Annotated in this window: 14 protein-coding genes; 10 read left to right on the top strand and 4 right to left on the bottom strand. The window is 72.4% G+C overall.

The window, feature by feature from the left end; translation table 11 throughout:
- From ACZ466_RS55260 to ACZ466_RS55240, 5 genes are all read left to right on the top strand, one after another.
- Complete coding sequence (locus tag ACZ466_RS55260) at window positions 1-1,185, top strand: acyl-CoA dehydrogenase family protein (protein WP_378283551.1); 1,185 nt, start codon at window positions 1-3, stop codon at window positions 1,183-1,185.
- A 15-nt stretch (window positions 1,186-1,200) separates the two neighbouring features.
- Window positions 1,201-1,767, top strand: coding sequence for a nuclear transport factor 2 family protein (locus ACZ466_RS55255; protein WP_378283552.1), 567 nt, complete (start codon window positions 1,201-1,203; stop codon window positions 1,765-1,767).
- Window positions 1,768-1,798: 31 nt separating this feature from the next.
- Window positions 1,799-2,710 carry an SDR family oxidoreductase gene (locus tag ACZ466_RS55250; protein WP_378283553.1) on the top strand — a complete coding sequence of 304 codons (912 nt, stop codon included), beginning with the start codon at window positions 1,799-1,801 and terminating at the stop codon, window positions 2,708-2,710.
- Between the two features lie 101 nt (window positions 2,711-2,811).
- Window positions 2,812-3,963, top strand: a complete 1,152-nt coding sequence (locus tag ACZ466_RS55245; RefSeq protein WP_378283554.1) for an acyl-CoA dehydrogenase family protein — start codon at window positions 2,812-2,814, stop codon at window positions 3,961-3,963.
- Window positions 3,964-4,035: 72 nt separating this feature from the next.
- Window positions 4,036-5,163 (top strand): serine hydrolase domain-containing protein, encoded by a 1,128-nt coding sequence (locus tag ACZ466_RS55240; RefSeq protein ID WP_378283555.1) that lies wholly within the window; start codon window positions 4,036-4,038, stop codon window positions 5,161-5,163.
- Here the strand turns inward: ACZ466_RS55240 and ACZ466_RS55235 are convergent.
- Together ACZ466_RS55235 and ACZ466_RS55230 are read right to left on the bottom strand one after the other, a co-directional pair.
- The gene (locus ACZ466_RS55235; protein ID WP_378283556.1) at window positions 5,104-6,759 is read right to left on the bottom strand and encodes a class I adenylate-forming enzyme family protein; all 1,656 of its coding nucleotides are present in this window, start codon (window positions 6,757-6,759) and stop codon (window positions 5,104-5,106) included. The two genes, ACZ466_RS55240 and ACZ466_RS55235, sit on opposite strands and share 60 nt — an antisense overlap.
- 21 nt (window positions 6,760-6,780) lie before the next feature.
- The gene (locus tag ACZ466_RS55230; RefSeq protein WP_378283557.1) at window positions 6,781-7,923 is read right to left on the bottom strand and encodes an acyl-CoA dehydrogenase family protein; all 1,143 of its coding nucleotides are present in this window, start codon (window positions 7,921-7,923) and stop codon (window positions 6,781-6,783) included.
- A gap of 140 nt (window positions 7,924-8,063) precedes the next feature.
- Here ACZ466_RS55230 and ACZ466_RS55225 point away from each other — a divergent pair, with 140 nt between their 5' ends.
- From ACZ466_RS55225 to ACZ466_RS55210, 4 genes are read left to right on the top strand one after another with little or no spacing between them, the layout of a single operon-like run.
- Complete coding sequence (locus ACZ466_RS55225; protein WP_378283558.1) at window positions 8,064-8,552, top strand: FAS1-like dehydratase domain-containing protein; 489 nt, start codon at window positions 8,064-8,066, stop codon at window positions 8,550-8,552.
- Window positions 8,552-8,980, top strand: coding sequence for a MaoC family dehydratase (locus ACZ466_RS55220; protein ID WP_378283559.1), 429 nt, complete (start codon window positions 8,552-8,554; stop codon window positions 8,978-8,980). Before ACZ466_RS55225 ends, ACZ466_RS55220 begins: the two co-directional genes overlap by 1 nt.
- Before the next feature lie 31 nt (window positions 8,981-9,011).
- Window positions 9,012-9,872, top strand: coding sequence for an enoyl-CoA hydratase-related protein (locus ACZ466_RS55215; protein ID WP_378283560.1), 861 nt, complete (start codon window positions 9,012-9,014; stop codon window positions 9,870-9,872).
- Window positions 9,869-10,633, top strand: a complete 765-nt coding sequence (locus ACZ466_RS55210) for an SDR family NAD(P)-dependent oxidoreductase (RefSeq protein ID WP_378283561.1) — start codon at window positions 9,869-9,871, stop codon at window positions 10,631-10,633. The genes ACZ466_RS55215 and ACZ466_RS55210 overlap by 4 nt, the downstream gene beginning before the upstream one ends.
- 77 nt (window positions 10,634-10,710) lie before the next feature.
- On the opposite strand, the gene ACZ466_RS55205 is transcribed toward ACZ466_RS55210, so the two are convergent.
- Window positions 10,711-11,619 (bottom strand): alpha/beta fold hydrolase, encoded by a 909-nt coding sequence (locus ACZ466_RS55205; protein ID WP_378283562.1) that lies wholly within the window; start codon window positions 11,617-11,619, stop codon window positions 10,711-10,713.
- Window positions 11,620-11,709: 90 nt separating this feature from the next.
- Between ACZ466_RS55205 and ACZ466_RS55200 the strand changes: the two genes are divergently transcribed.
- Entirely contained in the window at window positions 11,710-12,552 is an 843-nt protein-coding gene (locus ACZ466_RS55200; RefSeq protein WP_378283563.1) for a mycofactocin-coupled SDR family oxidoreductase, read from the top strand.
- Between the two features lie 18 nt (window positions 12,553-12,570).
- Here the strand turns inward: ACZ466_RS55200 and ACZ466_RS55195 are convergent, their stop codons facing one another.
- Entirely contained in the window at window positions 12,571-13,212 is a 642-nt protein-coding gene (locus ACZ466_RS55195; protein ID WP_378283564.1) for a TetR family transcriptional regulator, read from the bottom strand.
- Window positions 13,213-13,222: the final 10 nt, after the last annotated feature.

Here is a 13,222-nt window from a genome sequence, read left to right as displayed (position 1 = left end):
ATGATGGAGTTGCAGTTCGGCGCGGAGGCCGAGGAGTTCCGCGAGGAGGTGCGCACCTGGCTGGCCGAGCACCTGGTCGGCGAGTTCGCCGCGCACCGCGGGGTCGGAGGCCCGACCGACGGTGAGGCGTGGGAGGTCCGCCTCGCCTGGGACCGGGAGCTGTCGGCCGGGGGCTGGCTGGGCGTCGGCTGGCCCCGGGAGTACGGCGGCCGTGGCCTGGGCCTGCTGGAGGAGATCGTCTTCGAGTACGAGTACGCGCGGTCCGGGGCCCCCTACCGGGCCACCGGCAACGGCCTCGACCTGCTGGGCCCGATGCTGATCGCGATGGGCGGCGAGGAGCAGAAGCAACGCTTCCTCCCGCGCATCCTGGCCGTCGAGGAACTGTGGGGCCAGGGGTTCAGCGAGCCCGGTGCCGGGTCCGACCTGGCGTCCGTGCGCACCCGTGCGGAGCTCGATGGAAACGAGTGGGTCGTCAACGGCCAGAAGGTGTGGACCACCTTCGGCATGCACGCCGACTGGTTGTACGCGCTGTGCCGGACCGACCCCGATTCCAAGCGGAGCAAGGGCCTCAGCATGCTGCTGATCCCGGCCGACCAGCCCGGTGTCGAGATCCGTCCCATCCGCTCCCTGGCCGGTCAGGACGAGTTCGCCGAGGTGTTCTTCACCGACGCCCGGACGCCGGCGGACATGGTCGTCGGCGAGGTGGGCCAGGGCTGGCGGACCGCGATGGGGACGCTCGGCATCGAGCGCGGCACCACACTGCTGCCCCTGCAGCTCACCTTCGAGCGGGAGATGGACGCGCTGCTGGAACTGGCCCGCGACCGCGGCGCGCTGGACGACCCGATGCACCGCCGGTCGATCCTGGACGCCTGGATGTCGGTGCGGATCATGCGTACCACCAACCTGCGCACGGTGGCCGAGCTGCTCCAGGGCCGCACCCCCGGGCCGCAGGCGACGACGGCCAAGCTCTACGCCTCGACCAACCACCAGCGGATGGGGCACCTGGCGACGGAGATCGCGGGACCGGCCGGGCAGATCGTCGGGGACGGCTACGGCCTGGACACCCGGCAGCGCTCGTTCCTCATCTCGCTCGCCGAGACCATCTACGGCGGATCGAGCGAGGTGCAGCGCAACATCATCGGTGAGCAGGTGCTCGGCCTCCCGAGAGATCCGAGGCCGGTGTGAACGGAGGTCGGTTCGATGACCACGCCCCCATCGCCTGACAGTCCCGATCTCCTGGAACGGATCGACCGGATCGAGTCCCGTCTGGCCATCGGGCAACTGCCCATCCGCTACGCGCTCGCGGTCGACTCCAGGGACCTGGACGCGTGGGTCGCCTGCTTCCGCCCGGACGTGGACATGGGCCGTCACGGGCGCGGCCGTGAGGTCCTGCGCGCGTACATCGAGCCCCTCGTGCGCGGCTTCTACCGGTCGGTGCACCAGATCTGCGGGCACCGCATCGAGTTCACCGATCGCGACCACGCGACGGGCGCCGTCTACTGCCGGGCCGAGCACGAGGTGGGCGACCGGTGGATCGTGATGGCGATCTGCTACCTGGACGACTACGTCCGCCTCGACGGCGAGTGGTACTTCTCCCGCCGCAGCGAGAAGCACTGGTACGCCGCCGACGTGACCGAGCGCCCCCAGGCGGTGGGCTTCACCGGCTGGGAGGGGGCCTCCGAGCCTCCGCTGCCCGCCGGGTTCGCGTCCTGGGCGCCCTTCTGGGACGGCGATCCGGCGGTCGAGGGGCTCACGGGACGGCCGTGAGCCGTGCATTCACTATCTGAGGAGCCAGTGCATGTCCGAGAAACTGTGCGAGGGGCGCGTCGTCGTCATCACGGGCGCCGGGAACGGGCTCGGGAAGGCGCACGCGCTGGCGTTCGCCGCCCAGGGGGCCAGGGTCGTGGTCAACGACCTCGGTGGCGGGCGTGACGGCGGCGGCGCCTCCGGCGGCCCGGCGCAGCAGGTGGTGGACGAGATCGTCGCCGCCGGCGGCGAGGCCGTGGCCAACACCGACGACATCTCGTCCTGGGAGGGCGCGCGGCGGCTGGTCGGCCAGGCCGTGGAGGCGTTCGGCGGCCTGGACGTGCTGGTCAACAACGCCGGCATCCTGCGCGACCGGATGGTCGTGTCGATGACCGAGCGTGACTGGGACAGCGTGCTCGCGGTGCATCTCAAGGGCACCTTCGCGCCGCTGCACCACGCGGCCGCGTACTGGCGCGAGCAGGCCAAGGGCGGCCGGGCGGTGGACGCCCGGGTCATCAACACGACCTCGCCGTCGGGGCTGTTCGGGAGCGTGGGCCAGGGGAACTACGGCGCCGCGAAGGCGGGGATCGCGAGTCTGACGATCATCGCGGCCGCGGAGCTGGCCCGTTACGGCGTCACGGTCAACGCCGTGGCGCCCACGGCGCTGACCAGGCTGACCGAGGACATCGCGTTCATGCGGGACGCGGCGGCGAAGGGCGACCTGAGCCCGGAGGCGATCTCGCCGCTGGTGGTGTGGCTGGGCTCGGCCGCCTCCAGGGACGTGACGGGCCGCGTCTTCGGCGCGATGGGGAACCGGATCACGGTGCTGGAGGGCTGGGTCGCCGGCCCGTCGGCCGATTCCGCGGACCGGTGGGAGCCCGCGGCCCTCACCGGCGTCGTCCCGGGACTGGTGGCCGAGGCCGCGCCCAACGCCGACGGGCTGGGCGAGCGCGCCGCGGGCTGAGGCACGTCCCGCCGCCGGCCGCCCCTCGGCTTGCAGGCCGCCTCAATCTCATAGAATAATCTAACTAAATAAACTCTTAGTGTGATTGAGGTGGGTGCATCGTGGACTTCGCCCTGACCGACGAACAGGAGATGCTGCGCGCGACCGCGCGCCGGTTCGTCGACGACGTCTGCCCGGCCGAGCGGGCCAAGGAGTGGGACGAGCGGTCCACCGTCCCGCCCGAGCTGTTCGAGGGCATGGCGGATCTCGGCTGGTTCGCGCTCCCCTTCGCCGAGGAGGAGGGCGGCGACGGCGGCGGACCGCTGGAGCTGATCCTCATCGCCGAGGAGCTGGGCCGGGCGAGCTTCGACGTCGCGATGTGCTACATCGGCGTGCTGATCCCCGGGCTCACCGTGTTCCGGTGGGGCAACGAGGCGCAGCGGGCCTTCATCCGCGAACAGGTCATGACCGGGCGGCACCGGCTCGCCGTCGGGCTCAGCGAGCCCGACACCGGCTCGGACGCGGCGGCGCTCCGCACGCAGGCCGACGACCGGGGAGACCACTACCTGGTCAACGGCCAGAAGGCCTGGTGCACCGGCGGCGGGCTGCCCGACACCACGATCGCGACCTACGTGCGCACCGGCCCGCGCGAGCCCAAGCACGGCGGGATCAGCCTGCTCCTGGTCGACCCCGCGTCCGACGGCGTCGAGGTCAGGCGCACGCCCACGCTCGCCCGGCACATCCTGGGCACCAACGAGGTCTTCTTCAACGACGCCGTCGTGCCGAAGGAGAACCTGGTCGGACCGCAGGACGAGGGCTGGAAGGTGATGCTCTCCAACATCGAACTGGAGAAGGTCATCATCTCCGGCGGCTACCTGGGCGCGGCCCAGGCCACGCTGGACGAGATGCTGGAGTACTCCCGCGAGCGGCACGCGTTCGGCCGGCCGATCGGGACCTTCCAGTCCCTGGCCCACGCCATGGCCGACCTGCAGACCGAGATCGACTCCGCGCGCCTGCTCGCCTACCGGGCCGCCTGGCTCCTGGCGCAGGGCAGGCCGTGCACCCGGGAGGGGTCCATGGCCAAGCTGAAGGGCTCGGAGACCTACGTCAACGCGGCGCGGCTGGGCATGCAGGTGTGCGCCGGGCACGGGTTCTCCACCGAGAGCGTCATGAGCTTCCGCTACCGGGAGTCGATCGTCGCCACGATCTCGGGCGGGACCAGCCAGATCCAGCGCAACGGGATCGCCCGCAGCATGGGCCTGCGCACGTACTGAGCACGCGTATTGACACCACGGGCCGACACCACGGGCCGACCGGCCGAAGCAGCCACCCGGGAGGGGCGCACCATGAGCGATCCGATCGACCGTACGATCGTGGACCCTTCGGCCGCCGGGGTCGATCCCGGCAAGCTGGAGGCGCTGCTGAACCGGGTCAGGCCGGAGGTCGAGCACGGGCCGCTGCCGTCGGCCCAGCTGGCCGTCGCCCGCGGGGGCCGCCTGGTGGCGTTCGAGACCTGGGGCGACGCCGATCCCGGCACCCGGTACATCCTGCAGTCCGTGGGCCGGTCCGTGGTGGCGGGCGTGGTGTGGAAGCTGCTGGGGGAGGGGCTGCTGCGCCTCGACGAGCGCGTCGCCGAGATCATCCCCGAGTTCGCGCCGAACGGGAAGGAGGCGGTGACGGTCGAGCACGTCCTCACCCACACCGCCGGCTTCCCGTTCGCGCCGCTCGGCCACCCCAGGATGCGCGACCGCGACCGGCGGCTCGCCGCCTTCGGCCGCTGGCGGCTGGACTACCCGCCCGGCACCCGGTTCCAGTTCCATCTGACCTCGGCCGCGTGGCTGATCGCCGAGATCGTCGAACGGCGCACGGGCCGGCGGTTCGCGGACTACCTGCACGAGCGGGTCGCGGGGCCGCTCGGGCTGCGCAGCCTGGAGCTGGGCGTGCCGGTCGAGCGCCAGAAGGACACCGTCGCCCCGATGATCGCCACCGACCGCACCGGCGAGGACCAGGAGCCCGACCCCTGGGGCGCCTGGTACCTGTCCGACCCCGACGTCCTCGCCGCGGGCGAACCCAGCCACTCCCTCGTCGGCACGGCCGCGGACGTCGCGCTGTTCTACCAGGCCCTGGAGCACTCCGGGCTGTGGCGGCGCGAGGCGGTCGAGGAGGGCAGGCGGATGCGCTTCGCCGAGCGTCCCGCGGGCGACGAGCTCTACGGCGGCGGCAGCAAGCGCGTCGGGATGGGCCTGTTCGTGACGGTCGCCGGCCCCGACGCCGGCGGCAACCTGCCCTCGACCGGCTCGCCCGCCCTCTACGGCAACAGCGGGGCCGCCTACCAGCTGGCCTTCTTGGACCCGGAGACGGGCCTGTCGTTCGCCTGGCTGTGCAACGGCTACCCGCTGGCCGGATACGACCTCTCACCCTGGGGGACCGCTCTGCTGACCGAGGTCGCCGACCTGGCCGCGGACCTCCTCTGAGCGGTTCAGCAGCCCCTCCCGCAGCACATGCTTGCGGATCTTGCCCGAGGCGGTCAGCGGGAAGCCCTCGACGAAGTCCCACACCCGCGGGACCTTGAACGCCGCGAGCCGGGACCGGGCGAAGAACTCCAGCTCGCCGGGCCCGGCGGCGGCCCCCGGAACGAGCCGGACGAAGGCCGCCACCTTCTCGCCGAGCCGCTCGTCGGGCAGGCCGACGACCGCCGCGTCCGCGACGGCGTCATGCGCCAGCAGTGCCTCCTCCACCTCGCGCGGATAGATGTTCTCCCCGCCCCGGATGATCACTTCCCTGCTGCGGCCGTGGACGCGCAGCACACCGCCGGCGTCCATGCTGCAGATGTCGCCGGTGCGCAGCCAGCCGTCGGCGCCGAGGGTCCGCGCGGTCTCCTCGGGACGGGCGTGGTAGCCCGTCATGTTCAGCGGCGAGCGGATCAGCAGCTCGCCGTGCTCGCCGAGCTCCGCCGTCTCGCCGGAGCCGAGGCGGGCGATGCGGGCCTCGCGGTGGGCGCAGGGCCGTCCCAGCGTCTCGGCCTTGGTCACATCGTCGTCGGACAGGCCGGTGGACGTCGCGTAGGGGCTCTCGGACTGCCCGTAGGCGATGGCCAGCCGTGCGCCCAGTCCGTCCTCAAGGCGCCGGATGAGTTCGGGCGGCACGGTCGAGCCCCCGCCGCAGACCACGCGCAGGCTGCTCAGATCGCGCGTGCGGAGGTCGGGGCAGGCCAGGATGTCGGTCATCATCGTGGGGACGAGCCCGAGGATCGTGGCCCGCGACCGCTCGACCAGCCGCAGGACGGTCGCGGCGTCGAACGAGGGGGCCAGGACGTAGGTGCCGCCGACCGAGGCGGCGGTGAGCACGGCGCAGACCGAGGCGCCGACGTGGTTGAGCGGAAGCGGGCTGCAGTAGATCTCGTGGGAGCCGGGCTCGTGCAGCGCGGCCATGCCGAAACGGCCGCTGTTCACGCACGCCAGATGGCTGAGCACCGCCCCCTTGGGGGTTCCGGTGGTGCCGGAGGTGTACTGGATGAGGAACGGCGAGCCGGGCGCGGGCGAGGGCAGGGCGCCCGGCTCCGGCCGCGGAGCGGAACGCCGGGCGTCCATGCCGAGGACCGGGCACGGTGCCGGGAGCTCCGCGGCCAGCGCCGTGGCGCGTTCTCGCAGCGCCCTCCCGCGGAAGGTCTCGGCCGCCAGGAGCAGCCGGGCGCCGGAGTCGCGGAGCTGGTGGGCGGCCTCGGCATCGGTGAGCGCGGTGTTGACCGGCACCAGCGGCGTGCCGGCCAGCGCCGCCCCGTACTCCAGCACCACCCAGTCGGCCGAGTTCGCCGACCAGACGGCGACGGGATCGCCGGGGGAGACGCGTCCGAGGATGAGCCCGGCCGCGCGTTCGGCCGACTCCAGCAGCTCCCGCCAGGTCATCTCGCGGAGCTCCTCCCCCTCCGGCCACATCAGGGCGGCTCGGCCCGCGTGCAGGGCGGCCATGTCGCGGAGCAGGGCGCCGACCGTCGTCTCCCAGAGGGGCTCCTCCTCGTCCGCCGGACGGTGCGCGATCGTCAAGGGCGCCGGGTCTTCGCTCTTCGGCATGGCAGTGCCCTCCTGGAGCGGTCACAGACCCAGCGAGCGGCCGACGATCTCCTGCATGATCTCCGACGTGCCGCCGAACACGCGCTGGACGCGGTTGTCGCGCCAGATGCGGGCGATCTCGTACTCGTTGACGTAGCCGTAGCCGCCGAAGAGCTGCATGCAGCGGTCGATGACCCCCCACGCGGTCTCCGACGTCCAGTACTTGGCGGCCGCCGCGTCCTCGGCGGTCAGGTGCCCCTCCACCAGGGCCATGGTGCAGCCGTCGACGTAGACCCGGGCCGCGTCGAGCTTGGCGCGCGCGTCGGCGAGCGCGAACCTGGTGGCCTGGAAGCCGCCGATCGTCTGCCCGAAGGCGGTGCGCTCGCCCGCGTACGCCAGAGCGATCTTGAAGGCGCGCTCGGCCGCGGCGAGCGAGGAGACGGCGATGGCCAGCCGCTCGGTGGGCAGGTTGCCCATCATGTGGTAGAAGCCGCGGCCCTCCTGCCCGATCAGGTTCTCGGCCGGGACCCGCACCCCCCGGAAGAACAGCTCGGAGGTGTCCTGCGCCTTCATGCCGACCTTGTCGAGCTTGCGGCCGCGCTCGAACCCCTCGGCGCCGCGCTCCACGACGATCAGGCTGATGCCCTTGTGCCCGGCCTCGGGGTCGGTCTTGCAGGCGACCACCACCAGGTCCGCGAGGATCCCGTTGGTGATGAAGGTCTTGGAGCCGTCGATCACCCAGTCGCCGCCGTCGCGGCGCGCGGTGGTGCGGATGCCCTTCAGGTCCGACCCGGCGCCCGGCTCGGACAGCGCGAGCGCGCAGATGGTCTCGCCGCTGACGACGCCGGGCAGCCAGCGGGCCTTCTGCCCGTCGGTGGTGAGGTTCATCAGGTACGGGGGGATGACGTCGTTCTGGAGTCCCAGCCCGATGCCCACCGAACCGGTCGCGGCCATCTCCTCGGCCATGATCGCGTTGTAGCGGAAGTCGCGGACGCCCTGGCCGCCGTACTCCTCGGGGAACTCCCAGCCGATCAGCCCGGCCTTGCCGGCGGCCGTCCACGCCTCCCTGGTGACCTGGCCCGCGCGCTCCCACTCCTCGGTGCGGGGAGCGCACTCGCGCTCGAAGTAGGCGCGGGCGGTCTCGCGGAACAGGTCGTGTTCCGCGGTGAAGATCGTTCGACGCATCTGCTGCCTCCGGGACGCAGGGGAAACCGGCCTCCGCGGCCACTGGCCGCACAGGGTGACGATAGATTAGTGTATATAGCTAAATGATTCATAGACGCTTCCGGTAGCGGCTGAAGGGCCGTCGTGAAAGGACCAGACACATGTCGGTGATCAGGCTCCCGGTCGAACCCGGGCACATGCTCACGTTCGCCCGCGCCGTCGGCGACCACGATCCGGCCTACGAGGCCGAGCTGGCCGACCCGGAGGCGCACGCGGTCGCGCCGCCCACCTTCGTCATGGCCTCGGCGCACTTCGACGACGACCACCCCCTGCGGCCCAAGCCCGGCGAGGAGTGGTTCGGGTCCGGCGCGGGCCCGGGGACGGCCCGGGAGGGCGGCGGCGGCCTGCACGCCGAGCAGCACTTCGAGTACCACCGGCCGGTGCGCGCGGGCGACGTGCTGACGGCCGAGACCCGGCCGGGACGCGCCTGGGAGAAGAAGGGCCGGGCCGGCCTCCTGCGCTTCACCGAGACGATCACCGAGTACCGGGACGCCGGCGGCGACCTCGTGGTCACGGCCCGCTCGGTGGGCGTGGTGCCCGAGGGGCCGGTGTCCGGCCCCTCCGCCGGCGGCGGAAAGGGAGGGAACTGATGGCCGTCTCCAGGGATGAGATCAAGGTCGGCGAGACCCGTGAGCGCGTCGTCGCCGAGGATCTGAAGCGCACGCAGATCGTGCAGTACGCCGGGGCGTCCGGGGACTTCAACCCCCTGCACACCGACCAGGAGTTCGCGGTCGGGAGCGCCGGCTACCCCGGCGTGTTCGCGCACGGGATGCTGACGATGGGCATGACGGGACGCGTGCTCACCGAATGGTTCGGCAGGGAGAACCTGCTGCGGTTCGGCGTCCGCTTCAAGGCCCAGGTGTGGCCCGGGGACACGCTCACCGTCACCGCGACCGTCGAGGACATCACCGCCGGCGACCACGGCCCCGTGGCCGAGGTGTCGCTGCGCACCGTCAACCAGGACGGCGTCGAGGTGGTCGCGGGCACGGCGGCGGCCAGGCTCGACGGCCCGGCCTGACCACGTGGCGACGCGAAGCGGGGAGACGACGATGACCGACATCCGTTCCGAGGCGGAGGCCCGAGACGCCGGCGAGGAGCCGGTCATTCTCAGCGAGCTGACCGATGACGGCGTGCTCGTGCTGACCCTCAACCGGCCCGACCGGCACAACGCGTGGACGCTCGAGATGGAGCTGCTCTACAACGAGCTGTTCGACCGCGCCGAGTCCGACCCGGACGTGCGCGCGGTCGTGCTCACCGGCGCCGGCCGCAGCTTCTGCCCGGGCATGGACATGAGCGTGCTGGACGCCGCCTCGTCCGGGGCGAAGCCGTACCCGACCCACCGGCTTCCGCCGCGCACGCGCCCGCTCGGCTGCTCCAAGCCCGTGATCGCCGCGGTGAACGGCGGCTGCGCGGGCATCGGGTTCAACCAGGCGCTGATGTGCGATGTGCGCTTCGCCGTGCCGCGCGCCAAGTTCGCCGCGGCCTTCAGCCGCCGGGGGCTGGTCGCCGAGGACGGCGTCGCGTGGGTCCTGCCGCGCGTCGTGGGATACGGGCACGCGAGCGACCTGCTGCTGTCGTCCCGCCCGGTGACCGGCACCGAGGCCCTGGCGATGGGACTGGTCAACCGCCTCCTGGAGCCGGCGGACCTGCTGCCGGCGGCGCTGGAGTACGCGGGCGAGCTCGCCCGCCAGAGCAGCCCGTACGCCATGTCGCTGATCAAGCGGCAGTTGCGGGACGACCAGGACCGCGGGTTCTCCGAAGGCCACCGGGAGGCCCTGGCACTGCTGTTGGAGGCCAGGAAGGCGCCCGACTACCGCGAGGGGGTGCGCAGCTTCATCGAACGGCGGCCGCCTCGGTTCGCCGGCCTCGGCGAGGAAGCGCGCCCGGCCGACGGGGAGAAGGCCGGATGAGCGGCGGCACGCGGCTGGAAGGGAAGGTCGCGCTCGTCACCGGGGCGGGGCAGGGCGTGGGACGCGGTGTCGCGCTGGCCCTGGCCGAGGAGGGCGCCGCGGTGGTCGTCACCGGCCGCACGGAGAGCAAGCTCCGCGCGGTCGTGGCCGAGATCGCGGAGCGGGGGGCCAGGGCCCATGCCGTGAGCGGGGACGTGGGGCGGCGCGAGGACGTCGAACGGATGGTCGCCGAGTGCCTCGCGGCCTTCGGGAGGCTCGACGTCCTGGTCAACAACGCCCAGTCCTCGGTCCAGCGGCTGCTGGAGGACACCACCGACGAGGACATCGACCTCGCCTACCGCACCGGTCCGCTGGCGACCTTCCACGCCATGCGGGCGGCACTGCCCCATCTCCGCGAGGAGGGCGGCAGCATCGTCAACTTCGGCTCCTCCACCGCGGTGCTGGGCGATCCCGCGTTCGGCTCGTACGCGATGGCCAAGGAGGCGATCCGGGGTCTCACCCGGACGGCGGCCCGCGAGTGGGGGCGGTACGGCATCCGGGTCAACACCGTCTGCCCCGCCGCCCTGAGCCCGGCCGCCGCCGAGTACCGCGACGCCGATCCGGAACGCTTCGAGAAGGTCATCCGGCAGATCCCGCTGGGGCGCATGGGGGATCCGGAGCCGGACATCGGACGCGCCGTCGCGGCCCTGGTCAGCGATGACCTGTCCTACCTGACGGGCGCGACGCTGATGCTCGACGGCGGCCGCACGATCCTGGGCTGAGCCCGATGCGCCACCGGACCCCGGCCGCTCCCGTGGCCGGGGTCCGTCGTGTCTCTGGACGGCCGCGGGGCGATCGGTCACTCCCCGCGGTCCAGGGCCGCCTGCGCGAAGAGGTTCAGGCGGGACCGGACGCGGCGTTCGAGGAACTCTCCGAGGACGCGGTCGAAGACGGCGTTGTCGTCTCCGGCGACCATGTGGTGGGCGCCCTGGACGTTGCTGAACTCCGCGTGCGGCACCAGCTCGAGGAAGCGCCGGGAGTCGGCGACGCTGAGCACGTCGGACTCGCCGCCCCGCACCAGCAGCGTCGGCACCCGCAGCGACATCGCCGCGGCGCCGAGCCGCGCGGGGTCGATGAGCCTGTCGCGCTGGACGGCCTCGTCTTCGCTGCTCCTGAGGAACGCCGGATCCCAGTGCCAGAAGAATCGGCCGTTCTCCTCGCGGAGGTTCTTGCGCAGCCCCTCGACGTTGCGGGGACGCGGCCGGTGCGACAGGTAGGCCGACACGGCGTCGGCGGCCTCCTCCAGGGAGGCGAAGCCTTCGGACCCGCTGCGCATGAACGCGCCGATGCGGCCGGTGCCCTTGGGCTGCAGGAACGGCGACACGTCCACCAGGATCAGGCCGAGCGCCAGCTCGGGGTGGTGCCCGAGGGCCGCCAGGGAGGAGTTGCCACCCAGGGACGCTCCGACCAGGACGGGAGGGCGCCCGAGGAACTCGGCGATCCGCACGACGTCGGTCGCGAACCTGTCGAGCCCGTACCGCCCGTCCGGCGACCAGCCGCTCTCGCCGTGGCCGCGCAGGTCCACGGCGAGCGTGTACCAGCCGGACCCGGCCAGGTCCCGGGCGGTGGCGCGCCAGGAGTGCCGGGTCTGACCGCCGCCGTGCAGCAGCACGACCGGCGGATCGGCCGGGTCTCCATGCGCGTCCGCGACCAGCGTGACCTTGTCGTCGCATTCGATCCTGAGCGTCGCCGCCTGCCCTGTGCCCACCGGGCGTCTCCTTCTGCCGTGGATGTACGTCCCCGACTGCTACAGCTATCACCGTAAGAAAATGATTAAATTAGTTTACTCTATCAACGGTTGGATCGACACGAGATCGGAGCGGATGCCATGCTGCTGCAGGGCAAGGTCGCGTTCATCACCGGTGCGGCGCGCGGACAGGGGCGCAGCCATGCCGTCCGGCTGGCGCGGGAGGGCGCCGCGATCATCGCGGTGGACGTCTGCGCGCCCGTTTCGGCCGACAACGGCTACCCCGCGTCCGGCCCGGCCGATCTGGAGGAGACCGTCCGGCTCGTCGAAGCGGAGGGCGCCCCGATCGTGGCGCACGAGGCCGACGTCCGCGACTCCGCGGCGCTCGGGGCCGTGCTGAAGGAGGCCGTCGCGCGGCTGGACGGCCGGCTCGACGTGGTCGTGGCCAACGCGGGCATCTGCAACTGGGGCCGGTTCTGGGAGATCTCGGACGAGCAGTGGCGGACGATGATCGACGTCAATCTGACCGGGGTGTGGCGGACGCTGAAGGCGGCCGTGCCGCACATGATCGAGGCGGGCAACGGAGGGTCGATCATCACCGTCAGCTCGGTCGCGGGCATCAAGTCCCTGCCGGGCCAGGGGCATTACAGCGCCGCCAAGCACGGCGTCGTGGGACTGACCAAGTCCGCGGCCGCCGAACTCGGCGAGTACGGGATCCGGGTCAACTCGGTGCACCCCTGGGGCGTGCTGACCCCGATGGGAGAGGACGCGAACGTGCACGAGGTGCTCTCCCGGCATCCCTCCTACGGGGCGTCGTTCGCCAGCCTGCTGCCCGACCTCCCCATCGCCGAGCCCCGCGACATCTCCGACGGGGTGCTCTGGCTGGCGTCCGACCTGTCCCGGTCGGTCACCGGAACCCAGCTGACCCTGGACATGGGGGCCACCAAGGTCTGAGCGTCCTCCGTTGATCGCTCAGTCCGACAGGCCGAGCAGGTCGATGGCGGCGACCACCATCGCGGCGGGGTCGCCGCTCCCGTCGGAACGCACCCACTGGTTCCAGCCGACGATCGCGGCGCTGGAGACGGCCGCGGCGACCACCGCCGGGCGGATGTCACCGCCGGCCGCGCCGACGCGGCGGCCCAGTTCCGCCGGGACCGACTCGTCGAGGACCGTCTCTCCCAGATCCCTGGCCCAGAGGTCGGGCGCGGCCACCAGCACGCGGGCCACCGCGTGCACCCTGGGCCGGTCACCGGGCTCGACGCGGGACGTCTGCTCGTAGGCCGCGCGGAGCGCGGTGACGGGTCCCTCGCCCTCGGGCCGCGCCTTGAGCGCCTGGACGAGGCCCTGGCGCAGCGAGCCGCGGTAGCGCCCCAGCACCTCGTCCTTGGTCGGGAAGTAGCGGAAGAAGGTGCGCTGCGACATCCCGGCCGCTTCGGCGATCTCGTCCACGGACACCGCGTCGTAGCCGCGCTCCAGGAACAGCCGGATGGCGATCCGGGCCACCTCGTCCTGGACGAGGCGCCTGCGCCGGGTGCGGAAGTCCTCGGCGGGGCCGCCGGCATCCGGAGCCGGATCGGTGTCCAGCCCGCCGCCGGCGGGGCGATCGGGGAGCATGACGCCTCCT

It is taken from the genome of Actinomadura rugatobispora (assembly GCF_055379765.1).
This window is presented reverse-complemented; position numbering and strand designations above follow the sequence as displayed.